The 24,318-nt window shown below is 58.1% G+C and carries 25 protein-coding genes, 1 tRNA gene and 1 riboswitch; of the genes, 10 read left to right on the top strand and 16 right to left on the bottom strand.

Going from position 1 to position 24,318, the window contains the following annotated elements; genetic code table 11:
- The first annotated feature begins 82 nt into the window (after positions 1–82).
- Together MHY08_RS03715 and MHY08_RS03710 are read left to right on the top strand one after the other, a co-directional pair.
- Positions 83–256 (top strand): antitoxin, encoded by a 174-nt coding sequence (locus tag MHY08_RS03715; RefSeq protein ID WP_239235389.1) that lies wholly within the window; start codon positions 83–85, stop codon positions 254–256.
- 204 nt (positions 257–460) lie between these two features.
- The gene (locus tag MHY08_RS03710) at positions 461–1,843 is read left to right on the top strand and encodes a TetR/AcrR family transcriptional regulator (RefSeq protein ID WP_239235387.1); all 1,383 of its coding nucleotides are present in this window, start codon (positions 461–463) and stop codon (positions 1,841–1,843) included.
- Between the two features lie 39 nt (positions 1,844–1,882).
- Here the strand turns inward: MHY08_RS03710 and MHY08_RS03705 are convergent, their stop codons facing one another.
- From MHY08_RS03705 to MHY08_RS03690, 4 genes are read right to left on the bottom strand one after another with little or no spacing between them, the layout of a single operon-like run.
- Positions 1,883–2,491, bottom strand: a complete 609-nt coding sequence (locus tag MHY08_RS03705) for a response regulator transcription factor (RefSeq protein WP_239193880.1) — start codon at positions 2,489–2,491, stop codon at positions 1,883–1,885.
- On the bottom strand, positions 2,484–3,692 hold the full coding sequence (locus MHY08_RS03700; RefSeq protein ID WP_367620238.1) for a sensor histidine kinase: 1,209 nt from the start codon (positions 3,690–3,692) through the stop codon (positions 2,484–2,486). Before MHY08_RS03700 ends, MHY08_RS03705 begins: the two co-directional genes overlap by 8 nt.
- Entirely contained in the window at positions 3,629–4,420 is a 792-nt protein-coding gene (locus tag MHY08_RS03695; protein ID WP_239235386.1) for an ABC transporter permease, read from the bottom strand. Before MHY08_RS03695 ends, MHY08_RS03700 begins: the two co-directional genes overlap by 64 nt.
- A gap of 39 nt (positions 4,421–4,459) precedes the next feature.
- A complete protein-coding gene (locus MHY08_RS03690; RefSeq protein ID WP_239235385.1) occupies positions 4,460–5,383 on the bottom strand; it encodes an ABC transporter ATP-binding protein in 924 nt (307 codons plus the stop codon).
- Between the two features lie 127 nt (positions 5,384–5,510).
- Here MHY08_RS03690 and MHY08_RS03685 point away from each other — a divergent pair, with 127 nt between their 5' ends.
- Positions 5,511–6,047, top strand: coding sequence for a cadmium resistance transporter (locus tag MHY08_RS03685; protein ID WP_255710307.1), 537 nt, complete (start codon positions 5,511–5,513; stop codon positions 6,045–6,047).
- A gap of 50 nt (positions 6,048–6,097) precedes the next feature.
- Here MHY08_RS03685 and MHY08_RS03680 read toward each other — a convergent pair.
- From MHY08_RS03680 to MHY08_RS03670, 3 genes are all read right to left on the bottom strand, one after another.
- Positions 6,098–6,171: transfer RNA gene (locus MHY08_RS03680), tRNA-Pro, on the bottom strand.
- A 71-nt stretch (positions 6,172–6,242) separates the two neighbouring features.
- Positions 6,243–6,632, bottom strand: a complete 390-nt coding sequence (locus MHY08_RS03675; RefSeq protein ID WP_239229750.1) for a YchJ family protein — start codon at positions 6,630–6,632, stop codon at positions 6,243–6,245.
- Positions 6,632–7,789 carry an alpha/beta fold hydrolase gene (locus MHY08_RS03670; RefSeq protein WP_239235383.1) on the bottom strand — a complete coding sequence of 386 codons (1,158 nt, stop codon included), beginning with the start codon at positions 7,787–7,789 and terminating at the stop codon, positions 6,632–6,634. Before MHY08_RS03670 ends, MHY08_RS03675 begins: the two co-directional genes overlap by 1 nt.
- Positions 7,790–7,876: 87 nt before the next feature.
- Here MHY08_RS03670 and secA2 point away from each other — a divergent pair, with 87 nt between their 5' ends.
- The 5 genes from secA2 to MHY08_RS03645 all read left to right on the top strand — a co-directional run bounded on the left by secA2 (position 7,877) and on the right by MHY08_RS03645 (position 12,875).
- Positions 7,877–10,168, top strand: coding sequence for an accessory Sec system translocase SecA2 (gene secA2 / locus MHY08_RS03665; RefSeq protein ID WP_239235382.1), 2,292 nt, complete (start codon positions 7,877–7,879; stop codon positions 10,166–10,168).
- 85 nt (positions 10,169–10,253) lie between these two features.
- Positions 10,254–10,688, top strand: a complete 435-nt coding sequence (gene odhI, locus MHY08_RS03660) for an oxoglutarate dehydrogenase inhibitor Odhl (protein ID WP_005324732.1) — start codon at positions 10,254–10,256, stop codon at positions 10,686–10,688.
- Positions 10,689–10,786: 98 nt separating this feature from the next.
- Positions 10,787–11,533, top strand: coding sequence for a MerR family transcriptional regulator (locus MHY08_RS03655; protein WP_239235381.1), 747 nt, complete (start codon positions 10,787–10,789; stop codon positions 11,531–11,533).
- Positions 11,534–11,571: 38 nt separating this feature from the next.
- Positions 11,572–12,165: a bifunctional nuclease family protein gene (locus tag MHY08_RS03650; RefSeq protein WP_239235380.1), complete on the top strand. Its 594-nt coding sequence runs from the start codon at positions 11,572–11,574 to the stop codon at positions 12,163–12,165.
- Positions 12,166–12,311: 146 nt separating this feature from the next.
- Positions 12,312–12,875, top strand: coding sequence for a MerR family transcriptional regulator (locus MHY08_RS03645; RefSeq protein WP_284596884.1), 564 nt, complete (start codon positions 12,312–12,314; stop codon positions 12,873–12,875).
- A gap of 285 nt (positions 12,876–13,160) precedes the next feature.
- On the opposite strand, the gene MHY08_RS03640 is transcribed toward MHY08_RS03645, so the two are convergent.
- The 4 genes from MHY08_RS03640 to gndA form a co-directional block, all read right to left on the bottom strand.
- Positions 13,161–14,015 carry a hypothetical protein gene (locus tag MHY08_RS03640; protein WP_239235377.1) on the bottom strand — a complete coding sequence of 285 codons (855 nt, stop codon included), beginning with the start codon at positions 14,013–14,015 and terminating at the stop codon, positions 13,161–13,163.
- A 40-nt stretch (positions 14,016–14,055) separates the two neighbouring features.
- Entirely contained in the window at positions 14,056–14,904 is an 849-nt protein-coding gene (locus tag MHY08_RS03635) for a 3-methyladenine DNA glycosylase (protein ID WP_239235375.1), read from the bottom strand.
- Between the two features lie 19 nt (positions 14,905–14,923).
- Entirely contained in the window at positions 14,924–16,222 is a 1,299-nt protein-coding gene (locus MHY08_RS03630; RefSeq protein ID WP_239235374.1) for a DEAD/DEAH box helicase, read from the bottom strand.
- Between the two features lie 109 nt (positions 16,223–16,331).
- Entirely contained in the window at positions 16,332–17,783 is a 1,452-nt protein-coding gene (gene gndA / locus MHY08_RS03625; RefSeq protein ID WP_239235373.1) for an NADP-dependent phosphogluconate dehydrogenase, read from the bottom strand.
- 59 nt (positions 17,784–17,842) lie between these two features.
- Here gndA and MHY08_RS03620 point away from each other — a divergent pair, with 59 nt between their 5' ends.
- Entirely contained in the window at positions 17,843–18,289 is a 447-nt protein-coding gene (locus MHY08_RS03620; RefSeq protein WP_005324747.1) for a PaaI family thioesterase, read from the top strand.
- On the opposite strand, the gene MHY08_RS03615 is transcribed toward MHY08_RS03620, so the two are convergent.
- Both MHY08_RS03615 and MHY08_RS03610 read right to left on the bottom strand, forming a co-directional pair.
- A complete protein-coding gene (locus MHY08_RS03615) occupies positions 18,286–19,452 on the bottom strand; it encodes a trans-acting enoyl reductase family protein (RefSeq protein ID WP_239235372.1) in 1,167 nt (388 codons plus the stop codon). The genes MHY08_RS03620 and MHY08_RS03615 overlap by 4 nt on opposite strands.
- Positions 19,453–19,475: 23 nt before the next feature.
- Positions 19,476–20,549, bottom strand: a complete 1,074-nt coding sequence (locus tag MHY08_RS03610) for a magnesium and cobalt transport protein CorA (RefSeq protein ID WP_239235371.1) — start codon at positions 20,547–20,549, stop codon at positions 19,476–19,478.
- Positions 20,550–20,657: 108 nt separating this feature from the next.
- Between MHY08_RS03610 and MHY08_RS03605 the strand changes: the two genes are divergently transcribed.
- Entirely contained in the window at positions 20,658–21,260 is a 603-nt protein-coding gene (locus MHY08_RS03605) for a bifunctional 2-polyprenyl-6-hydroxyphenol methylase/3-demethylubiquinol 3-O-methyltransferase UbiG (protein ID WP_200436133.1), read from the top strand.
- Here MHY08_RS03605 and MHY08_RS03600 read toward each other — a convergent pair.
- The 3 genes from MHY08_RS03600 to thiM form a co-directional block, all read right to left on the bottom strand.
- A complete protein-coding gene (locus MHY08_RS03600) occupies positions 21,257–22,792 on the bottom strand; it encodes a bifunctional hydroxymethylpyrimidine kinase/phosphomethylpyrimidine kinase (protein ID WP_239235370.1) in 1,536 nt (511 codons plus the stop codon). The two genes, MHY08_RS03605 and MHY08_RS03600, sit on opposite strands and share 4 nt — an antisense overlap.
- Complete coding sequence (gene thiE / locus MHY08_RS03595; RefSeq protein WP_239235369.1) at positions 22,785–23,414, bottom strand: thiamine phosphate synthase; 630 nt, start codon at positions 23,412–23,414, stop codon at positions 22,785–22,787. The genes MHY08_RS03600 and thiE overlap by 8 nt, the downstream gene beginning before the upstream one ends.
- Positions 23,415–24,227: a hydroxyethylthiazole kinase gene (thiM, locus tag MHY08_RS03590; RefSeq protein ID WP_239235368.1), complete on the bottom strand. Its 813-nt coding sequence runs from the start codon at positions 24,225–24,227 to the stop codon at positions 23,415–23,417. It abuts the gene before it with no gap.
- Positions 24,215–24,312: riboswitch (TPP riboswitch) on the bottom strand. Its footprint overlaps the gene before it by 13 nt.
- Positions 24,313–24,318 lie beyond the last annotated feature (6 nt).

Below are 24,318 nucleotides of genomic sequence, written 5' to 3'. Positions count from 1 at the left end.
GCTCAAGTGTCGGTACGTTGGGGTGTGTTGCCGGACACGGCAGCTTTTAGATAAAGCTAGAACTAGAAGAAAGGATAACCACATGGGTATCTTCGATAAGGCAAAGGACGCACTGAACTCCGACAAGGGCGAAGAGCTCAGCGACAAGGGCCTGGACAAGGCAGCTGACGCAGCTAAGGGCAAGCTGGGCGAGGACAAGACAGATCAGATCGACAAGGCTCGTGACGCAGCTGACGACAAGCTCGGTAACGAGTAAATAGCGTCGCCCGTTTAAAGGGCGAATGCCTACTTTCTATTTTGGCCCCCGGCCCGCAAGGGCAGGGGGCCAAAGCTATATAAAGACCAGCGGCATAAAGCTGGCAAAGGTCTATATTGGCGCTCCCACCTTTTCGTGGGTGACTCAACTTATAAAGTGAACGTATCCCAAGCAATTTTGCATGAAATCGCTAGGATTATATTTGTGAACAATCTTGAAGGCACCGTTTCCCATGCGGGCTCCACTAAGCAGCGGTTGCTGGAGCAGAGTGCCCGGATCCTAGCTAAGGGTGGGCGCGACGCCTTAAAGGTTTGTGCTGTGGCGGAGAAGATCGCGGTTCCAGTCGATGAAGCTAAGTCTTTCTTTGAAGATGACCACGACCTTTACATTCAGACCAGCCGGTTCTTGGATGAGCGTCTCCGAGTAGCGTCTTTCGAGGCACTCGATAAATTGCCGGGTGACGCGACCGCGATTCAGAAACTTCGCGAGTCTGCCAAGGGCTACTTCAACTGGGCTGTTGAAAACCCCACTTACTTCTCCGCCTATAACAACTGCGAGACGGCAACGAGCTTTCCCAACTTTGAGGAAGGCATCGAGGAGGGGAAAAGCTTTGATGCCTTCCCGCCCACATTCCGCTGGATGCTTGAGCACATGCGGGAAGCCGCCATTGCAGCACGCGGCGATTTTGATCACCGCTTGGTAGTGATCCAAGCCCTTACTTACTTGTCTGAGCTGCAGGGTATTACCCACTTGGCCACGTTCGGCATTATGCGTCACCTCTCGCCCACGGCGAAGAAGCAGACCTTCAATGCTTGCATTGAGACTTTATTCTCCGGGCTGGAAGATAGCCTGCGTGACGGGAAGATTGCGCCCTTTGAACCGCTAGCACTCGTTGGAGAGCCAGCGGAACCGCTTACTACAGCAGCCAAGGACATGCCAAAGACTACGGCTGAGGAAAAGCGTGCAGCCATCTTCCGTGGCGCGGCCGAAGAGATTGCCTATAATGGTCTTCCTAGCTTGCATCTCGGCTCTGCTGCTGCACGAGCAGGCGTAGATTTGGCAGATGCGGAGCATCTTTTCGATGGTAATTCTCACCTGCTGCGTTCTTTGGAAGAGTCTTTGGATGAAGCTAATACGCTAGCGATCATGCGCCAGAACCAGGCCGTGCCGGAAGGATCCCACGGGTTGGCTTATATTAAGGCAACCGGCTTCGGATATTTGGAGTTTGCGCTGGAAGACCCCGTCGGCTTTGTCGCCCTCATTGAGGTATCAAGCCGCTCGATTGTCCCCGTCTCTTTCGATGAGTCCGGCGATACTGAGCAGCCATTCGATATGGGTAAGGCCTTTACCTTCATCATGAATCTGGTGCGCGATGCTATTTCTGAGTCGAATGGGCCACGATCGCCATGGATTCTCTTTACCCAGATTGCGGCGCTGTGGGCTTCCATCCACGGTCTCTCGCAGTTGAGTACCGTAGGAGCCCTGCGCTATCACTCGGCTGATTTCTACTTCAACCTAGCTTCCAAGGTGATGGACGTGGTTCTTCAGGGCATGGTCAATGTCCTTGAGCTAAAAAAGCCAGAATAGGAAACCAAGCAATAGAGGGGCCGCAGCGGGATCCCCTTTCTATATCCATCCCCGGGCATGTGCCGTAGTTGCTGCCTCAAAGCGGTTCCCAGTTCCTGTCTTGGCGATAAGGGAAGAGACAATATTGCGCACTGTGCCAGTGCTCAGGTGAAGTTGCCCGGCAATCTGGCGGGTGTCGCTGCCCTCCAAGACATGACGTGTGACCTCCTTTTCGCGTGCGGTTAGTGGATTGTCGGGCGTGAAAATTGTCTCTTGGGCCAGTGCAGGGTCAATGACCTTTAGACCGGCGTGCACTCGCCTAATGGCTTCGGCAAGTTGTTCGGGTGGGGTGTCCTTGACTACGAAGCCAGCTACGCCCGTTTCCAAAGCACGTTTGACGTAGCCACTGCGCCCAAAGGTCGTGACAATCAGGCTGCGGCAACCCGTGCCCTCAAGCTCAGCGGCCGCATCAAGACCGCTTTTACCGGGCATTTCGATATCAAGTAGCGCAACGTCGACGCCATGCTTGGCGACGAGCCCCGCAACCTCCACGCCCGTTGCGCACTCAGCCACAACGCTGATATCTGGCTCTGCGTCCAAGAGGGCAATTAGCGCCCCACGCACCAATGATTGGTCCTCAGCAATGAGAACTCGGATGGGATTAGTCATTGCCCGAGCCTCCGGCGGTAGTAAGAGGAAGAAAAACCGTGTCGCCATTCATAGTAACCAAGGCCAAAGTGCAGCCATTGCGGCGCGCAAAGAGCATCTGTCCGCCAGCATCTGTTATGCGCTTGCGCAAACCGGCAATCCCACCGTGGGCACGAGAAAGACTTTCGTCAGCGTCAAACCCGCAGCCATCGTCCACCACTTGGAGTTGGTGGCCTGTCACCTGGACCCAACAGTGCGCTGCACCCGAGTGGCGGACCACGTTTGTGATCAGCTCTCGCAGCGCCCAGGAAAATTCGGCGTCGTAAAGCCCAGCGCTATTGGCAGCAGAGGGCAAGTACGACACAATGCCGGCAGTGTCGAGAGCCCTGTGAGCCGCGTGGATTTCCCCTTCAAAAGTGGGCCTGCGCATCCGGGTTACTGTGGAGCGGACTTCCGCCAAGCCTCTCCGAGAAAGCGTGCTCACCTCCTGGAGCTCCTGCTGCGCCCGTTGCGGATCCGAATCTATTAGCCGGCGGGCAAGCTCTGATTTGAGGTTGATAACGGTTAAAGAGTGGCCCAAGAGATCGTGAACATCGGTAGCGATGTCCTCGCGTTGGCGTGCCAAGTCCAATTCATGTTCCAATTCAGCGCGGCTATCTTCGCGCTGGGAAAATGTACCTAACAGCACTAGTAGTATCGGCCAGGCGAAGAGGATTATCAGGGCCCAGCCGGTGCTTTCAGGAGCGAAGAACCACGTGGTGGTGGCGAGCACGGTCCCCATTAGCAGGGTAAGCGCAAATGCTCGTCGTAGCGGAAGGTTAAAGCCGAGCAGCGCCGCAAGGTAAGGCACATACGTGACGGCTATTATCCCGAAGAAACCAATTGATGCCGCTGCGATGACCGCGAGTGACACCCAGTAAAGCCCGATCCGCTGTCCTAACCGCCATCCGCGTGGGTAGTAGCCCACTGCGCCAAAAGAAAAGAAGTAGACAGCACTAAACGCTAAAACGCACGCAGAAGCCCCAATTCGTTCAGTGAGCGTCGTGCCCGGCGCGGCAAAGGTCATCACCAACCCGGGAATGAGGAAGACCAACCATACGCTGGCAAAAAGAGCGCTGTTGAGTCTAAAACCACGCCACGGCTTGCGAAAGGGGCCCATTAGCGGCGCGCCTTGTCGCGAGAGCGCAAGACCTGGCAAGCTGTGAGAAAGATGGTCGTCCATACCGCGAAGTTTAACCATGCGGCCCACATGGGGTGCGACACGGTGCCTTCCTCCCCGTTGAGAATCTGCATGCCTTCTGCAAGGGGCCACTGGGCGAGCACGACCGGGCCAAAGAGGGGAGTGAAGCGGCCCAATTCCATCAGCGGCTCGGTAAGTGGAGTGAATACATTGGCGGCAAAGAGGAAGAGGACAACGGAGGTCGAGGCGATTGCGACAGAATTGTCGGTGGGCAAAGCCATGGCCCACACCAAGCCATAAAAGCCAAAGGGAATGGAAACTAGGACGCAGGCGATAAAGGCTAAAACCCATTGGTGTGGTTGCATTGCAGCTTGTGTCATGGCACCGGTGATAAACACCGCGGTTATGGGGAGCAGTGCCTGAAAGCCGATTGATATGAGGTTTGCCCACAGAATCTGCCGTGCGTGTAGGGGAGTAAGTGCTAATTGGCGCTCCCACCCAGTCTTCGCAGCGGTCACGGCGGAGCCAGCGGCAGACACGGAACCTGCGACGCCGCCGTAAAGAGCCATGCTGATCATCTCTAAGGCGGCGAAGTTTCCTCCCTTAAAGGAGGTATCGCCAAAATCCATCATGGTGCCAAAGAGAAGGTAGAAAAATACCGGCAAGATGGTGCTGAAAAACAGCGGAGTAAGGTTGCGACGAAGGCGCAGCAGGTTGTGAGTGGCAAACCGGAGAGTGCGCGCACTGGTCGTTACAGCTTGTGTGGTCATGGCATGTTCCTTTCACGAAGTGGCCAACGGAGTGACGGGTTAGGACTGGGATGCTGTCAAAGCAAGAAATGCGTCCTCTAAGGAGTGTTTGCGAATAGTCAGGTCATGGGCCGAGGTGTGGTTGAGAAGGAATTTCGCAAGTACATCGGAGTCACTGGTGGTCATCCGGGCGTAGCCGCCAGACAAGGAAATCTCGGCGACGGTGGGTAGCTCTTTCGCATTTAAAGGTGTGCCGTCGAACTTCGCCTCGACTATGCGCTTGCCTGAATGTTCGCGCAGTTCTGTGGCCTTTGCATCGGCTCGCAGCTTTCCTTCGTGTAGGAGAATTATCCTTTCTGCAAAATTGTCTGCCTCTTCGAGGTAGTGCGTAGCGAAGACAATGGTGCGTCCCTGGTCTGCTTGTCTGTGCATGGTGGACCAGAACTCGTGGCGCGCTTGAGCATCCATGCCAGCTGTTGGCTCATCGAGCAATAGGATTTGGGGATTGCCCAAAATAGCGAGGGCGAATCGCACACGTTGTTGCTCGCCACCAGAGCATTTTCCTACTGGGCGGTGCAGGATCCGGTCTAGGTCTGCTTGTTTGGCAACTTCTCCGATGGGAAGGGGATGGGGAAAGGTAGAGGAAATCATCTTTAGGGTGTCCTGGACTGTGAGCTCGGGTAGCAGGCCGCCGGTTTGCAGCACAGCGCCAATCTGTGCCGCGCGGATCGCAGCGTGCGGTGTGTGTCCGAGCACGGAAATGTTGCCGGAGGTGGGTGTGGTGAGCCCGAGGATGAGATCAAATAGGGTGGTTTTACCTGCTCCATTGGTGCCTAGTAGGCCTACGATCTCGCCTTGGGCGATGCTGAAGGAAATATCGCTGAGCGCACGGATAGGTCTGGAGGATTTACTAGCAAAGGATTTGCTTACTCCGGATACGTCGATGGCTGGCGGCTGTGCAGTAGATGGGCTTAAAGTGCTCATACCTGGAAAGTATCCGTAGCCAGCAAGAATGATGTATAGACCCTGTCATTACATTTTCATGACAAGTGTCATGACGCGATAAGGTAGGAGAGTGCTTACTACTCTCGCAGCAGCTGCTGGACTATTCATGGCCACCAACATCGATGACATTGTGGTGTTGTCCCTCTTCTTCGCCCGTGGTGCTGGTCGCAAGGGCACGACGCCCGCGATTCTGCTAGGTCAGTATGTGGGTTTTCTCGGCATACTAGCGGCCTCGGCCATTGTCGGATTGGGTTTCAATGCCGTATTACCTGAGGAATTGATTCGCTACTTTGGCCTCATTCCATTGCTTCTAGGCCTATGGGCAGCGTGGCAAGCATTCCGGGGTGAGGATGACGATGAGGATGTTTCGGGTAAGAGGCTGAGCGCACTTGCGGTAGCCGGGGTGACCTTTGCCAACGGTGGCGACAATATCGGCGTCTATGTACCAGTGTTTACCACCTCTACGCCGGCTGAGGTTGCGACTTATTGCGTGGTCTTCGTAATCCTCGTGGCGCCCTTAGTGTGGGCAGCGCGGTTTGTAGCCACGCGGCCGGGCATTGCAGAAGCACTGGAAAAGTGGGAAAGCGTACTGTTTCCAGCGGTTTTAATTCTGTTAGGAATTGCGATCTTGCTTGCGGTGTAAAAGCAGAATAGAAAAAGCCGGCACCTTCCCGGTGCCGGCTGAACTTTTTGTCGGGCTAACAGGATTTGAACCTGCGACCCCTACACCCCCAGTGTAGTGCGCTACCAAACTGCGCCATAGCCCGCCGTCGAACTGTGCGACCTGTCTAGATTACATCAGTAGGATTCTACTGTGAAATTTGGGGTGTAACCTGCGCTAAAACTCGCCGCTGGAGTACACCCAGGAACCGCCCACGCGGCGAAAGGACGACCGCTCGCGTTGTGAGCCAACGGCCGCGCCTTTATAAAAGGCCTCAAACTCCACTACGCCGGAACTATCGAGCAATCCGCCTGCTTGGGTATCCAGGATATCGAGGCGATAAAACCGGACGGGGGAATCAGCCAAGTCAAGGGTTGCAGGGCGAGTATCGGGATCCCACGTACGGAGCAGATAGTCTTCGTCGCCAGTAACGAACGCGCTAAAACGCGAGCGCATGAGCGCCTCAGCGGTAGGCGCATTGGTGCCGGCATGGTACTTGCCGCAGCACTCTCCGTAGGTCAGGCCGGTGCCGCACGGGCAGCGGCGCGAGGACTCGAAGGCAGCCATTAGTGGGTGTCCACGTCTACGATGGTGACGTTGCCGAGCATGCGCTCCACATCGGTGTCCTTCGCGGCAGAGCGCAGCGTGGATTCTTCTGACGCAGACAGGTTCCCTTTAAGCTCGATGCGGCGCTCGAAGCTGGTGGGGCCGGTTTGGGTGATGCTCACGTGGACGTCGTCAAGCGCAAGCTTCTTGCCGGCAGCCTTGATTGCTTGGGTCGCGGCCGTAGCCAGGGCGGACATAATAAGACCCTCGGCGGTAAAGCCCTTACCCTTGCCGCCATTCTTCTTCGTGCGGTCGGCACTGAGGCTATGGTCATTGTGGCGGACGACCACGCCGAATTTGGTGCCGGTGGCCGGCTGCGCAACGGCGGCGTCGGTTCCTACTTCCTCCGGGCGGTAATCTGGAACGATAAATTGCTCGGCCCATGCACCGATGAGATCCGCAGCGCGGGCGGCCGTGCCCTGCTTGGTGAGAAGGTGATCGGTCTTGTCCAAAGAAACCAAGGACTTGGGGTAGCGCGTGAGCAGGAAGATATTTTGCGCATTGTCAATACCCACCGTCTGGTCAATGGGCGAGTGCAATACCATCAGCGGCTTGCGGAGCTTGGGCAGGTATTCCTCGGGGTTAGTATCCGCCAAGTCCTCGAGGAACTTGCGGGAAATGATAAGGCCGCGGCCGCCGAGGATGACTTCCACCTCGCTGTTGGCGTCGACCTCGCCGATCTTGTCCGCATAGTGAAGCACGGAGTGGGCAGGATCAAAGGGGGCGCCAATGGTGGCTACAGCCTTAAGAGATTTCATGGTAGTGGCCGCCTTCAACGCAGCGGCGCCACCCAGCGAGTGGCCCATGAGCAATTGTGGGGCAGAGTAGTTCTCCGTCAGCCAGGCGGCAGCGGCATGGATATCATCAACATTCTGGCTAAAAGTAGTATCGCCAAATTCACCGGCGGACTGGCCAAGGCCGGGAAAATCGAAACGCAAAGTGGCGATGCCAAACTCAGTGAGCTGCTTCGCGGTGCGGGCAGCACCGGGAGTGTGGCGGGAGCCGGCGAAGCAATGGGCAAAGATGGCGTAGGCGATCGGGGGAGAGTCCGGGAAGTCGATGGTTCCGGCCATCTCGGTACCCCGGCTCGAAGGCAGCTTAACGTTGACGGATTGCATGAGAACTAGAATAACGGGCCTCTTACCCGCAAGCCATACCAGGTTGACTACAGTCGATAGGAGCAATCCAAATAAGGAGGATGAGGTATGGGCGCGTTCGATTGGTTCTGGAAGGCAATGGGCTCGCAAAGCGAGCGTAACGATAAGAAATCCAAGGCCATCGTGGGTTCAGCCGATGAAGCGGCACGGGCATTGGGCCAGCAGGACGACACAGCTGTAGCCCAAGCTGCACGCGACGCCGTGAAAGGTGGCGAGATTGCGGATAAGGCGCAGTTCCTCGCGGCCCTGGCCGTAGCGTGCGAGCGCACCCTGGGCATGAATCCCTTCAACGTGCAATCCCAGGCCGTCCTGCGCCTGCTCACCGGAGACGTCATCCAAATGGCAACCGGCGAAGGCAAGACTTTGGTGGGCGCCATGGCGGCTACAGGTTTCGCGTTGACTGGCAAACGCGTCCACGTTGTCACCGTCAATAACTATCTCGCTGCCCGCGACGCCGAATGGATGCGCCCTGTCGTGGAGTTCTTTGGCTTAAGCGTTGCCTCGGTGACGGAGGGCATGACACCGGACGAGCGCCGCGCTGCCTATGCGCAGGATATTATCTACGCACCGGTCAACGAGCTGGGCTTTGATCTGCTCCGCGATAATCAAATTACCGACCGCTCTCACACGGTGCAGGCCGCCGGCGACGTTGCCCTCGTGGATGAAGCCGATTCCGTCCTAGTGGATGAGGCCCTTGTGCCCCTAGTGCTGGCCGGTAATCGGCCAGGTGAAGCACCCACCGGGCACATCACCAATGTGGTATCCCGCCTGCGCGAGAAGCTGGATTACTCCATCTCTGAGGACGGCCGCACCGTTCAGCTGACCGAGAACGGTGCCCGCCGCGTGGAGCAGGAATTGGGCATTGATTCGCTCTATTCGGAGGAGAATATCGGCACCATTTTGGTGAAGGTCAACCTCGCCCTGCATGCCAAGGCCCTGCTTATCCGAGACATCCACTACATCGTGGTGGATGGCAAGCTGCAGCTTATCGACGCCTCCAGGGGCCGCGTTGCCGACCTCCAACGCTGGCCCGACGGGCTCCAAGCAGCAGTAGAAGCCAAGGAAGGCCTAGAGGTTTCCGAAGGCGGTCGCATCCTCGACACCATCACGCTGCAAGAACTAATGCGGCGTTATCCACTTGTGTGCGGCATGACTGGTACCGCGGTGGAGGCGACCGATCAGCTGCGGCAGTTCTATGATCTTCATGTATCCGTGATCGACCGCAATAAGCCGCTGCAGCGCTTTGATGAGCAAGACCGCATTTTCGCAACAATGGATGATAAATCCGCCGCCATCGTGGAAGAAATTGCCACCATTCACGCCACGGGCCAGCCCATCTTGGTGGGCACGCAGGATGTTGCCGAGTCGGAAGATCTGGCGGATGCTCTCCGCGAGCGGGGCATCGATGTCAATGTGCTCAACGCTAAAAATGATGAGCAGGAGGCAGAGATCGTCGCCGAGGCCGGCGATATTGGACGCGTCACCGTCTCTACCCAGATGGCCGGACGCGGCACCGATATTAAGCTGGGCGGTGCTCACGAAGTTGACCACGATGCAGTAGCGGAACTGGGCGGCTTGGCGGTTATCGGTACCTCCCGTCACCGCACAGCCCGCTTGGATAACCAGTTGCGCGGCCGTGCGGGCCGGCAGGGTGATCCGGGCCTGTCCCTATTCTTCGTCTCCCTCGAAGACGATGTAGTCCAGCAAGGCGGCGACGGCGAAACCGTGCGTGCCCAACCAGCAGAAGATGGGCGCATTGAATCCAAGCGAGTGAGCGATTTCGTGGCACACTGTCAGCGCGTGACCGAGGGTCAACTACTCGAAATTCATGCCCAGACCTGGAAGTACAACCAGCTCCTAGCTGATCAGCGCATCATTATTGATGAGCGCCGAGCCAAGCTGTTGGATACTGATCAAGCCTGGCAGGAACTATCCGAGCGTGCCCCGGAGCGCGCAGCAGAGCTAACAGAGATTCCTGAGGAAGCCCGCATCAAGGCCGCACGCGAAATCATGCTCTATCACTTGGACTTGGCTTGGGCCGATCACCTGGAGCTCATGGACGATGTGCGCGAGTCGATCCACCTGCGGGCCATCGCACGTGAGACGCCGATCGACGAGTACCACCGCATTGCAGTGAGGGAGTTTAAGGACTTGGCTCAGAGGGCCGTCGACAAGTCTGTGGAGACTTTCCGCACAGTGCTTATCGACGCCGCCGGGGCGCACCTTGATGACGCCGGCCTCGCTCGTCCGAGTGCTACATGGACCTACATGGTCTCCGATAACCCCCTTGCCGGCAAGGGAAATTCCGTGCTGAGCGGCATCGGAAATATTTTCCGGTGAAATAATTCCCCGCGAAGGAGTCATGGACTCACATGAGTCGCTAGTATTGTTATAAGTAACTCGTAACTAATCCCCGGAGGTAACAATGAGCGAGAACACCGGAACCCCGGAACCACAGGTAGAGACCACATCTGTATTCCGCGCAGACCTGCTCAAGGAGATGGAAAACGGCGCTAATGGCAATGATGCTACCGCTGCCGGCACCGACAACCTGGCGGAAGGTCAGGCCCTCCTCGTAGTAAAGCGTGGCCCGAACGCGGGTGCCCGCTTCTTGCTGGATCAGGCGACTACTACCGCCGGCCGCCACCCCGAGGCAGACATCTTCCTCGATGACGTTACGGTGTCTCGCCGCCACGCGGAGTTTCGCAAGAATGATGACGGCAAGTTTGAGGTAGTTGATGTGGGATCCCTCAACGGAACCTACGTTAACCGCGAGCCCCGCAACTCCCAGGTGCTCGAGGTGGGAGACGAAATCCAGATTGGCAAGTTCCGCTTGGTTTTCATCGCTAACCAGAGCTAATTATTTTCGTAGACTAGCCGCACTTCCTTACTAGGAGGGGCGGTGTAGTCTACTTATGTCACGATAAGAACTTTCAGTACCCCTAAGAGATAGACAAAGTGAGCGCAGCAGATTCTTCGGCCGCAGCAGTACGCCGCACCAGCCCTAAAGCTAAGAAGCCAAAGACCATGTCCATTGGCGTGGTTTTGGAAACGTTGAATCAGCAATTCCCAGACGTCACGGTGTCTAAGATTCGCTTCCTCGAATCTGAAGGGCTCATCAGTCCACAGCGCACGGCCTCGGGCTACCGCCGGTTTACCCAGGAGGACGTGGACCGACTGCGGTATATTCTCACCACCCAGCGCGATAACTATACGCCGCTGAAGGTTATCCGTGAGCAGCTAGAAGCCATGGATTCCGGCCAGGTGACCGCCATCGTTTCCGCAGGAAATGCGGAAACCCTGCTCTCGCCGCAGCAGTTTAAGGCCCCTGTGGTCACCCGGCTGACCGATGTAGAGGTAGCTACCCAAGCTAGTGCCAGTGAAGATGATGTAGCTTCCTTGGTTAAATATGGCCTCATCCGCCCGGATGCCGCAGGCTTTTTCAATACCGACGACGTAGCTATTGCCTCTGCCGCAGTGGCGCTTAAGGCGTTTGGTTTTGGCGCCCGTGAACTCAAGTCACTACGCAATAACGCCCGCCGTCAGGCTGATTTGATCTCCCAGGCGGCAGCTCCCGTGGCGCACTCAAATTCTGATACCGCGCATCAGAAGGCGGAGGAAATCTCCCAGCAAATGACTGCTCTAGTGGTCTCCTTGCACGCAACTCTGGTGAAGTCGGATCTGCGCGACGAATACCACTCCTAATACACACGTGCTCCCGTCTTTGTGGGAGAGTGGTTGTTATGAGCGATGTATCCCTAGAGTTTCACGGTATCCACCAGGTAGGCCCCGAAGACGATGTGTGCGCTGTGCTGCGCTGGCCGGAAGAGAACCGGTTGATCCCCGTGTGGATCTCCCCGATTGAAGGCATGCAACTGGCCGCAGTCTTAGACGGCCACCAGCCAAACCGTCCCACCTCGCACGATCTTATCTGCGAGGTACTAGAGGGCACTGGCGGGGTAGAGGCCATTGAAATTGCCAACTACCACCAAGGAACCTTCATGGTAGATATTAAGGCTCCGAACGGCGAGGTTTATGACTCTCGGTTAAGTGACGCACTTGCTGTATCCGCATATTTCAACGTCCCTATTTCAGCCGAAGCAGATCTCCTTGCCCAGGTATCCGTATATGCCAGCGATGCGGATGTGAAAGAGTACTTCGACCTGGAAATTTCCACCCCCGGCACCGGCGATGATGTGCAGACCAGAGAAAACAATGATTCCTCGACCTCGGCGTCGGGAAATGCCCAGGCAGATGCAGATTTTGAAGCGATGATGAGGTCTTTGGGTATGGAGGAAAAGGACTTCCTATCGGGGGATGACGACGAAAAAAGTTAATGACACGCGTGTGACTAATGGTGACAATGGGGTTTGAGAAGTCTAAAGTTGTACTTGACAGTTGAGCAAGCAGCGCTTGACGGGCGTATGCGCTTGGCTTTTAATTGATCTTTAGAACTTCCAACAAACCCCATTGGAGTAATTACGTGAGCATTAACGAGGATCCCCAGTCCGAATCGACCTACGTACAGGAATCGCTTTTTGACGTCGGACCCGACGAAGAGGTGGGCTACCGAGTTCCCATCGCTTGCCAAGTTGCCGGCATCACCTACCGCCAGCTTGACTATTGGGCACGCACCAACCTGGTCAACCCTTCCATCCGCACGGCACGCGGCTCCGGCTCCCAGCGCCTGTACTCCTTTAAGGATGTACTGGTGCTCAAGATTGTGAAGCGCCTGTTGGATACCGGCATCTCTCTGCAAAATATCCGTTTGGCAGTTGAGTCCCTACGGGATCGGGGTGTGAATGACCTAGCAGAGCTGACCCTCGTATCCGACGGCACTACCGTTTATGAATGCCGTTCCAACGATGAGGTCATTGACTTGCTCGCCGGCGGCCAAGGCGTCTTCGGTATTGCAGTTCCGGGTATCTTGAAGGAACTGTCCGGCACCATTTCTTCCTTCCCTTCGGAGCGCATCGAAGACTTCGCCGAGGACAACGTGGTCGGCCTCGACGAGTTGGCTGCTCGCCGCAAGCGCAAGAGCTCCTAAGCTCGTCCACACAGAATCCACCCTCCTTCCCAGCTCACGGGGAAGAAGGGTGGATTTTTAATCTCTATCGCCACGAGTGCACCATGCAAGACAGTTCCTCTCTGCGCTATGTAGCTGGTGGTATCGAGGTCGAGCCCAGGCGCTTAGTGCCCGAGCCGACTCTCAGCTTATATTTGGGAAAGTGCCCGTAGCTCCGCGGCGTAGGGGAGCAGTAGTCACTACGGCCGACAATAAAGGCACCGAGCGAGGCGTCGTTCGGTGCCTTAGACAAGGAAGAGTTGCGTATTAGACCCCTGCGGCCTTAGTAATCGCCCCAGAGACCGTGGCCTCATCGGCTGAGTCAACGGAGGTGAAGCTATCAGCCGCGGACTTCAGTGCGGCATCGACACTGCCTTCACCGACATGGACGACGCTGAGCGAAACGTCCTTAGAGGTGGCGTCTTTAAGAGCGGACGTGAACTGAGCATCATCCATGTCCTGCTCGGTGCCAGTAGTTACTACGACTACGCGTGCCTTGTCGCCAGTTCCAGCGGCTTGATCGGCGGCATTCGCGACAGCTGCTACAACGGCGCTGCGCGTTTGCGGAACACCGCCAGTTCCAAAGCCACTGAGCGTGCCGGATACAGCGTTGCCATCGCCAAAGCCCAGGTTTTGTCGGAACCCAACCGTGGCGGTCTCGGAGATAGGAGAGGAGTAGTTCCACAAAGAAACTGCTCCGCCGTCAGCGGCTAGGTCAGAAGCAGTGGTGCCCAAGGCTTTGGATACAGGGCCGTACATCGGCGCCATGGCCGTAGAGGTATCCAAGAGCAGGAGCGTATTTGCCGCCATCGTCACATCGGGCTTGGGAGCTGCTGCGGAACTCGTCGCTGGAGCGGAGCTCTTCGGGGAAGAAGAGCTCGTAGGCGCAGCGGACTTGGAAGCACTGGAAGCACTGGAAGCAGCTGCCGTGCTGGTTTCCGGTGCAGCCTCGGTGCTGCCTTCCACTGCGGCGGGTGCGGCGGAGTCTTCGCCGTCGTCGTTGCCCGCGCCGCGCAAAAGGAAGGCCACCAGGGCGATTATGGCCAGCAGCGTGATAATAGCCACCGCAATAACCCATCCCGCTACTGCGAAGCTATTTTTCCCGTTTGAATGCCGTGCCATGTGGTGTCTTCCTCCCAAGCAAACTGCCGTTGTTAATGGCTCATTCTAGCGGGGCAAGTGCCTGATCTATCACAGCGACAAGCCGTTCTCGCAGTGGTTCAGCTTTGTGCGCCAGCGTTCTTTGCCTCGAGACGTATTCGGCCTTGCCCTCAGGTGTTTCGATGGGCACGACGCCAAGTCCCCAATCACGGCAATCATAAGGAGATGCCTCCATGTCAAGGATGCGCGCTTCAATCGCCAGATCCAGGCACTCAAGGAAAAGGTCGCCTGGAACCAGTGGTCCCAGCTTCCAGGCCCACTTATATAAATCCATTGTGACGTGTACGCAGCCTGCCTGGTCATTGTTGGGCTGATCCTCACGATGCAGGACAGTGAGGTTAAGAGGGCGAGCGGGAGGAGTAAAGAACCGGAAGGCATCATAGTGAGAACACTTAATTGAGTGCTCATCGACAACCCGATTGGTCCCGTCCGCACCAAGCCGCAAGGGCAGCGAATGGCGCGGGGAATCCGTGTGGTAGACCATTGCCCATTCATGCAGACCGAAGCAGTCAAAGTGGGCCGTATTGGTAGCGGAACGCCGAAGCAGATTAGAAATATACCGAACCGAGTCACCACGACGCTCTAGAAAGCTGCCGATGTCGACGGTGATGCCGTCTGAGGTGGCGTGGTAATCCCGCCATTCAGCGTGCGGAGGAGTGCCCGTTAGCGCAGTTCCTACACCTGGGTGCCAGCGCTTTAGGTGAGAAGGGCGTACGGGGTAGTACTCAAAGAGAAAATCGAAAACAGGGTGGTAGCTGCCAGGATGTCGGAAGCGCTCCAAGCGGTCGGTGGCTTGCTTTTCGTGTTCATGCTGTTGAGCACTCCATTCCTCAGGGCTCAAGATGCGCATGAGCGTTTACCTCCTTGACTTAGCGGCGTCGGCGGCGGGCGACTTTGCTACCCGAGCGGCGGCGTTGGGAATTGGACTTCTTGACAGATTTCGCCGGTTTCTGGGGCGAGTCCTGCCCGGGTGGGGGAAGGGCAGGGCCATTGGGTTTGCGAGCGCCTGTAATCTCCTTAAGTATCGGGGCACCCGCAGGATTTTCACGGTGAGAAATATCGTGCTCCGTAGCCGTGACCCCGGCTTTCTTAATTAAAGCGGCTACTTCTTTACGTTGTTCATCCATGACCAAAGTGATCACGGTACCCGCAGCACCGCCGCGTGCCGTGCGGCCGGCGCGATGGAGATAGGCTTTGTGCTCCGCGGGCGGATCGACGTGAACGACGAGTGAAACGTCCGCAATATCGATGCCGCGGGCGGCAATATCGGTGGCGACCAAGACTGGAATGCTGCCATCGGCGAATCCTTCGATTGCGCGGGTACGCGCGCCTTGGCCTTTATCGCCATGCAATGGATAAGCGTTGATGCCGGAGCGACGCAATTTCTTGACCTGCCTGTCCACTCCGTGCTTGGTGCGCATGAACATGATGGTTTTGCCTTGGCGGGCAGCGATGCGCAGCACCACCTCGTTGCGGGCGGGCCGTTCGCCGACGAAAAAGAGGTGATGGGACATGGAATCCACTGCAGCTTGCACCGGGGCAGTGGAATGGACCACCGGGTCATGGAGGAATTGCTCCACCAGCTTGTTGACGTCGGCGTCAAGCGTTGCCGAAAACAGCAAGCGCTGGCCTTGCGCCGGAGTTAGGCGCAGAAGCTTGCGTACCTGGGGCAAAAAGCCCATATCGGCCATTTGGTCGGCTTCATCCAGCGCAGTGATCTGGACCGCATCCAAATGCAGCTTGCCCTGGTCAATTAGATCCTGGGCACGGCCAGGGGTAGCGACAAGGACATCAACGGGACGGGCGAGGGAGCGGATATGGTGATTGATATTTACCCCGCCAACGACAGCGAGCACTCTTAAGCCCAGCGTCGCCGCTGGTTCATCAAGGCGCTGGTGAATCTGAGTGGCCAATTCGCGCGTTGGGGCGAGGATAAGCGCACGGGGATGAGCAGGCTTGGATGCACCTGTTCCGGCAAGGCGGGCGAGCATGGGCAGGCCAAAGGTATAGGTCTTGCCCGACCCGGTAGGGCCGCGGCCGAGTACGTCTTTGCCTGCGAGGGCGTCGGGAATCGCGGCTTTTTGAATAGGAAACGGTTCGGTAATGCCTTCATTGTGCAGAACGTGCACCAGGCGCTGGGGAAGGCCGAGATCGGCAAAGGTAGTCATCGCTTTCCCATCCTATCGGCAGCGTGTCGGATCGCCGCATTCCACAAGAAAGACCTGCTTGGAAAAGCGAAAGGGGCCCTGAAGGGCCCCTGATCACGTCACTGCGAATCTAGTCGGTCTGGGTCAGGCTGCGGTCACCGGACCACTCAATGTGGAAGGTGCCCGGCTTGTCGGTGCGCTTGAAGGTGTGGGCGCCGAAGAAATCGCGTTGGCCCTGGATAAGGGCGGCGGGCAGGCGCTCGGCACGCAGGCTGTCGTAGTAGGAGAGGGACGACGCAAAGACCGGTGCCGGAAGTCCCAGCTGGGTAGCGGCGACTACCACGCGGCGCCAAGGGTCGATGAGGTCTTCCAGCTCGCCCTTGAAGTAGGGATCGAGGATCAGGGCGGGCAAGTCCGCATTATTGTCATAGGCTGCGCGGATGCGATCCAGGAACTTGGCGCGGATGATGCAGCCGCCGCGCCAGATGGTTGCTAGATCGCGCGGGTCAACGTCCCAACCGAATTCGTCGGACCCGGCCTTAATCTCGTCAAAGCCCTGGGAGTAGGCAATGAGCTTGGCGGCATAGAGCGCGCGGCGCACATCCTCGATGAACTCTGCCTTGTCCACGTCCAAGGACTTGATGGTGCCGGCGGGAAGCTGGCCTTCTTGGGCGGCGCTGCGCTGCGCGGTGGAGGAGGACAGCGCGCGGGCGAAGACGGATTCGGCAATACCGGTAATCGGAACGCCCAGCTCCAATCCATTAATGGCAGTCCAGCGGCCGGTGCCTTTCTGGCCGGCGGCGTCCACGATGATATCGACAAGCGGGGCGCCAGTCTCCGGATCCTTTTGAGCCAGAACCTCGGCGGTGATTTCAATGAGGTAGGAATCAAGGTCGCCGGAATTCCATTCGCGGAATACCTCTGCGATCTCGGCCGGCTCCATGCCCGCGCCATAGCGCAGCAGCTGATAGGCCTCGCCGATGACCTGCATATCGGCGTACTCGATGCCATTGTGGACCATCTTGACAAAATGGCCGGCGCCGTCTGCACCAATGTGGGTTACACACGGAGTGCCGTCCACGTTGGCAGCGATGGACTCAAGAATCGGGCCGAGGGTCTCCCACGACTCCTTGGGGCCGCCGGGCATGATGGCCGGACCGTTGAGCGCGCCCTCCTCGCCGCCGGAGATTCCGGCGCCGACGAAGTGCTTGCCGCGGGCGGCTACGTCCTTCTCGCGGCGAATGGTGTCAGTGAACAAGGCATTGCCGCCGTCGATGATGATATCGCCATCGTCCATGGCCTCGGCCAGCTGATCGATGACGGCATCGGTGGCCTTGCCAGCCTTGACCATAATGATTGCCTTGCGTGGGCGCTCCAAGGAAGCCACAAAGTCCTCGATGGTTTCCGAAGGTACGAAGTTGCCTTCCTCGCCGTGGGCCTTAATGAGTGCATGAGTCTTTTCAGGGCTGCGGTTATACACCGCTACGGTATTGCCGTTGCGGGCAAAGTTACGGGCCAAATTAGAGCCCATGACCGCCAATCCCACGACGCCAATCTGAGCAAGTTCATTCTTATCAGTCATGCTGCCTATCCTACGTCACTAGGATGCGAGGCTGGCATCAATGGCTAGGCTGGTGGACTATGTCGGATACGCAGAAACTCAATGACTTGCTCCACCTCGCGCATACGCGAGTGCTCAATGCAGAAGAACTGGAGTCTCTCAACGCCTTAAACGGCGGCCTTGCGGAATTGCTAGGACTGCAGTTCACCCACGTGGGCCCGCGCGAGGCCCGTGCGAAACTGCAGGTGCTGCCGGAGCATCACCAACCCTGGGGAGTAGCCAACGGCGGGTTGTATTGCTCCATCGCAGAAACCGTGGCCTCCATCGCTAGCGTGGCGGCTGCCGACGCCCCCGCAGTCGGCGTCAATAACTCCAGCGACTTCATTCGTTCCACAGGTGAGGGAGAGCTAGAAGCCGTTGCTACGCCCGTGCAGCTAGGCGGCCGCACCCACGTGTGGAGCGTTGAGATGCGGCAAGGCCGCGAGCTTATCGCCCGCACCACCTTGCGCACTATGATTCTGCGCTAGTTCACCCGAGCGGCGGTAAAAGACATGCCGTGGGCGGAAAGCCGCTCAAGATAGGGCTTTCCAAGTGCGGTGGCCGGGGTGAGTACGCCGCCTGCACGGCCGGCATTAGAGCGCGAATCGAGCAAGCAGAGCGCCGCCTGGCTCAGCATCATCGCGGTGACTTCATAGCCTGGGTCGCCTTGTGCCGACACAGTTGCCCGCCAGCGTTCGCCATCTTCGGTAATGCCGTGGTGGCTGACCTGGAAATGTGCGCCGCTAGGTCCGGGTTTCGGCAGGATCTTTTCCACCAGTGGGCGCAGGCGCGACTGAGTGCCATCAAAAAGTAGCTTGGTGGCGAGCGCCAACCCATAGGCGCGGGCGCGACCGGAAAGACCGGTGCCAGCCCACCATGCTTCCTTGTAAAACAGGCGTGCTCCCCACGCGCGCCCCAGCAGAGCGTTTGAGCGGCGCACCACGCGGGTATTGAACATGGACATGAAAAATGGTCCTACCCAGCCCACGCCGTCGACTTCTTTAATTTCGAAGTCTTTTTGGAGGCCGTCTAAGCGTGGACCGGACTTGGGATCTGGGTCCAGTGAGTAAGGATTGTGCAGGTTACGGGCTACCTCTTTGTCCGCGTGCGCGGCATGCGAGACCTGCAGGGAAGACTCGATGGTGCCCGGTGAGATTCCGCCTTTGAGCTTGTCGACGACCATCTGCACCCGTGCAAACGGCTTTCCTGCCGCTTGGTAGAGATTGAGCATGCCAATATCCGAGGGAACGGAATCAAAGCCGCAAGAGTGAACGATGCGCGCACCCGTGGAGTGGGCGGTGGCGTGGTGATTATCGATGCTTCGGCGAATAAAGGGAACCTCGCCGCAGAGGTCAACATAGTCCACGCCATGGCGCGCGCAAGCGGCAACGACGTGGTCGCCATACAGGCTGTAGGGTCCGACCACGGTGATTAGTACCTGGGTATTTTCCACCATGCGCTCCACAGCGTCAGCATCATCGGCGGCGGCGATGGCGATGTCCCAGTGCGGATTGAGTTCATCGCGCAGCGCGGCGAGCATCGGTCGGTTCCGGCCGGCCAGAGTCACCGAGGGCGCGTTAATCGAGGCAAGGTAGCGCGCCACCAATTGGCCGACCAGCCCGGTAGCGCCGTAAACAGTGATATCGCTCATAGTGCACGAGCGTACCGGAGGGATTAGAGCCAGTGGTTCTTGCGGAACCAAGCCCACAGGCCCACGACGACCAAGATCATGATGATAATCGCCATGGGGTAGCCCAACGCCCAGTGCAGCTCCGGCATGATGTCGAAGTTCATACCGTAGATACCCGCCACCAGGGTAGGCGCGGCCCACATGCCAACGACCGCGGAAATGGTGCGCATATCCGAGTTCTGCTGCATGGTTACCTTGGCTACCGAGGCGTCGATAAGCGAGGTAAGACGCTCATCGAAGCTGGATACTTGGTCCTTGACCACGAGCTCATGGTCGTTGACATCGCGCAGGTAGGAGCGCAATTGCTTGGAAATTAAATCCTTGTGGTCAGAGACCATGGATTTCAGTGCCACCGAAAGTGGGTCAATGGCATGCTTCATCTCCAGCACCTCACGCTTGAACATGTAGATGCGGTCTACATCAAATTTGAGGTTCGGGGTGAAGATTTCTTCTTCCAGCTCATCGACCTCGATGCTGATAAGACGGGAAATCTCCGAGTAGCGGTCCACCATCATATCCAGGATTTTCCAAGCCATGGCCACCGGGCCAAGCTCTACCAAGTCCTGTTCATCTTCTACCGTATAAGCCAGGTTGGGCAGCTTTGCGCCGTGGCGCACGGTGATGATGAAGTTGGAGCCCATAATCATCTGGATCTCACCGGTGGAAATGATCTGGCGCTTATCCGTGACCTCATCATGATCGCGGTAGTTCACGGATCGTGCGACAACGAAGAGCTGATCATCGTAGCGCTCGAGCTTAGGGCGCTGGTGGGCCATAACGGCGTCTTCCACGATAAGTTCGTGGATGCCAAACTGGGAGGCCACCTTAGTCATCTGAGACTCATAGGGCTCATGCAGGCCCACCCAAATAAATCCGCGGCCGTATTCCTCAATGGCTTCCAGCGCGGAGCTGGTGGAATACTCCCCGGGAAGCGCTTCGCCATCGACAAAGACGCGGCAGTGTTCGATGGCGCGCTCTGGTGGTACCGGCAGGGAAGTGGGCTTACTAGGAGGCTCGGGTTTCTTGCGGCCCCTAAAGCGTGAAGGTACGGATGGCATCTTTTCAGCCTCCTTTGCGCGGTAGTGCGGATATTGTCCCAATGGGCAGGCGGCGATTTTACGCAGCGGGTAAATCTTACACCGAAGGCGGGTAATATAATCGAATCTATGCCTACGTGGAAAGAAGTAACCGAAGCTAATCCCGAGCACTCCCATAACTTTGCTCGCAAATGGAAGGTGCTAGCCGCACAGGGTAAAGACATCAATGGCGAGGCCCGGCTTATCGACGCCATGGTGGAGCGCAACTCCACCATCCTCGATGCCGGCTGTGGCACCGGGCGTGTGGGCGGTGAGCTGCTTCGCCGTGGCCACAGCGTTGTAGGCGTCGACGTAGACCCCATTCTCATCGAGCACGCTGAGCACGACTTCCCAGAGGGGCAGTGGTTCGTGGGAGATCTGTGCGAGGAAGAGGTACCAGAAGGCCCCTTTGATATCGCCGTATCCGCAGGCAATGTCATGGGCTTTCTAGCCAAGGACGGCCGCGAGCCCGCGCTGCGCAATATCTATAATTCCCTCAAGCCCGGTGGTCGCCTCGTCACCGGCTTTGGCGAGGGCCGTGGGTGGGAATTTGCTGATTTCCTCGACATGGCCCAGAAGGTGGGCTACCGAGTAGACTTCACTTTCTCCTCGTGGGACATGAAGCTCTTCTCGGAGCATTCCACCTTCCTCGTCGCCGTCCTTTCGCGGCCCGGCTCAGACCTTCTGGCTTAAAAGCGCCTATCGGCTTGGTCGAAGAAATCGACCTCATGGTGGCTGGCGGTAATATAGGCGCGCTCGGCACGCAGGCGGGTGCGCTCATCCGCGCCGGCGAGAGCTTGTTCGACGATGTCGAGGCTAGCGCGAACCCCGTTGAGGAAGTCCTCGCCGCCGTACATGGAGAGCCAGGAGTGATAGGGGTGTTCGGGGGAATCAAATTCTGCGAGGTGAAGGCCTACTTCTGCATATAGCCAGTAGCAGGGCAGTACCGCCGCAGCGCCCACCACGTAGTCATCCGTGTGCGTCGAGCGGATGAGGAAATCCGTATAGGCGCTAGTTACCCGGGAGGCTGCGGTCGTGATATTGCTTTCGAGCCAGCCGCGGTGCAGCTCGGCCTCCACCGCCAAGCAATCATGCGCTCCCTCAGCCCAGTGCAGCTGCTGTGCCGCTTCTGGGGCTTGGCTGGCGAGGCGAGCTAACGCCTTGGAATAAGCGTTCAGGTACTGGGCATCTTGGTCGAGGTAGAAGCCAAAGGCATCCTTTTCCAACGCTCCCGTGCCCAAGGCCCGAATAAAGGGCAGATCCTTGATGGCCTCCCAGTATTCCCCGGCTAGGTTCCACAGGCGTTGCGTGTGTGGGCCGGCCGCGGAAACGCGGGGCTGGTCGACGTTTTCCGGTTCTACCAGGTTGCCGGATAAGTACGGCTGGGGCAGGGTAGAGGCAGCCTGCATGAGACGCTGCGAGCGATGCAGGTGGTCCACGGGCCCGTGTCCCTTGCCCACGTGAAGCGCATCCGCATGGGCAATGGCCTCGTGCAGCCATTGGGTGGACCACGTTAGAGCTGCCGCGGGACTATCGCCGGCTCCCAGGCGAGTGGCTAGGGCAGAGGAAAGGGAACAGCCAGTACCATGCGTATTCTTCGTGTCCACACGGCTGGAAGCAACGCGGTGCACGGACCCATCCGTATTGACCACTGCATTGTCGGCAATGTCGGCATCGAGGTGCCCGCCCTTGACGACGACCGCGGTACCAGCACCCTTCGCCCATTCCTTCGCCGTGGCAATGGCCTGCTCAAGATCGCCCGCCTCGTCCGTCTGGGTAAGGACTGCCAATTCCTTTAGGTTCGGAGTGATGAGGTCCACCTGTGAGCAGAGATCGCGCACGGCCTGTTCTGCTTCCTTTTCCAGCAGGCGATCTCCACTGGTAGCCACCATGACCGGATCAAGTACCACGGGAACATCGTCCGGCAGGCGGCGCAGGAAGTCTGCGACCTTGGCGGTAATGGCGGCGTCGGCAAGCATGCCAATCTTTACCGCATCAACCTCCACATCGTCGATGACGGAGTCTAGCTGCTCTTGCAGAAAGTCCACCGGTGGTACGTGGACGCTGCGGACCCCCTGGGTGTTTTGAGCCACCAACGCAGTCACCACGCTCATGCCGTAGCCGCCTGCGGCAGAGATGGATTTCAGATCGGCCTGAATTCCTGCTCCGCCGGTGGGATCGGTTCCGGCAATGGACAGTACTCGGGGATAGATGCCTTTAGCCATGGAAAGCCTCCTTAAGGTGGGCGGCAGCTGCTGCGGGGTCCTCGGCCGCCATGATGTCGCTGACTACGCAAATTCCGGCAAACTCGCTGCCCGCCAGCTCGTGCGCATTATGGGTCTTGATTCCGCCGATGGCGACGGACTCGATGCCACGCTCACGTGCGGCGTGGGCGAGTGATGCGGCCGCAGCCGTACCCATGCCGGCCGGGGCGTTTTTCTTCGTTGCGGTCGAATGCACGGGCCCGATGCCGATGACATCTGGGCGCGCATCGTCCGCAATAGCAGCAAGCTCTTCGTTACTGCCGATGGATAAGCCAATAAGCTGGCCCTCACCCAGCTTCTCTCGGGCCTCGCGAAAGGCCATGTCATCCTGCCCAATGTGTAGGTGGCAGCCGAGTTTTGCGGCCACTTCTACGCGGTCATTGATGAATAGTGGGACATCGCCCAGTACGCCAAGCAGCTCGCGGGCCGTGCGCTCAATCTGTTCGTCGCTAGCTTCCTTGTCCCGGAGCTGAACAACGGTAACGCCGCCGCGTACAGCCTCCTGCACGATGGAGACCACGTTGTCTCGCCCGCCAGCCAGATCTGGATCGGTGACCAGGTAGAGCGTCCAGTCAATAGACACTTAAACCTCCTCCACGTCAGTGAGCTTGACCAGGCCCTCGATGTCCGCCGGCGGGACATCGTAGAGCGCATCCAGCCAAGCAACGGCAAAGGAGCCGGGGGCATGGTGTTTTTCGGCGGCCACGCTTCCCGCCGCGCCAACGTGTGCGTGGGCGGCGATGGTCGCTTCGAAAGGATCCTCCCACGCTGCCAGATATGCGGCACAGATAGCACCAAGCGAACAGCCTGTACCGATGACGTTTTGGAGCATCGGGTGCCCCGATTCGAGGTAGACGGCACGAGTTATATCGCCGACATGGACGATAAGGTCCCGCGGGCCGGAAATGGCCACGACGGCGCCGGTATCCCGGGAAAGTGCTACTGCCGAATCTAGGGCGGCTTCCACGCCATCGGTAGATTCGACGCCACGGCCGCCCTGCCCAGTACCTGCGAGGGCGATGATTTCTGAGGCGTTGCCACGAATTGCGCCCGGGCCGAGTGGCAGCACCTCGTGCATGAATTCGGTGCGGTGGTTCAGTCCACCGGCGCCTACCGGATCGAGTACCCAGGGGGTGTGGGCGGAGTTCGCCCCAGCGATAGCCTCGCGCATGCCGCCGTATTGCTCTGAGCTGGGCGTGCCGCAATTGATGAGTACGCCGCTGGCTACCTGGGCGAATTCGCGCGATTCCTCCGGCGTATCGACCATCGCCGGGCTAGCCCCGATGGCCAGCAGGGCATTGGCGGTGACGTTGCTGACGACCTTATTGGTCAAACATTGAATAAGCGGCGTGGACTCGCGCACAGCGTCGTGTGCGCGCAGAAAAGCATAATCCACAACTATCCCTTCGCTAGTTCTAACTGAGTGCAGGTTCGATGGGTATTTCTCAGCCGCACCGCGTGCGGCACCCCATGTTGCGTGTCTCAGC

Source organism: Corynebacterium sp. ACRPJ (genome assembly GCF_022347345.1).
Lineage (GTDB): Bacteria > Actinomycetota > Actinomycetes > Mycobacteriales > Mycobacteriaceae > Corynebacterium > Corynebacterium tuberculostearicum_D.
This window is presented reverse-complemented; position numbering and strand designations above follow the sequence as displayed.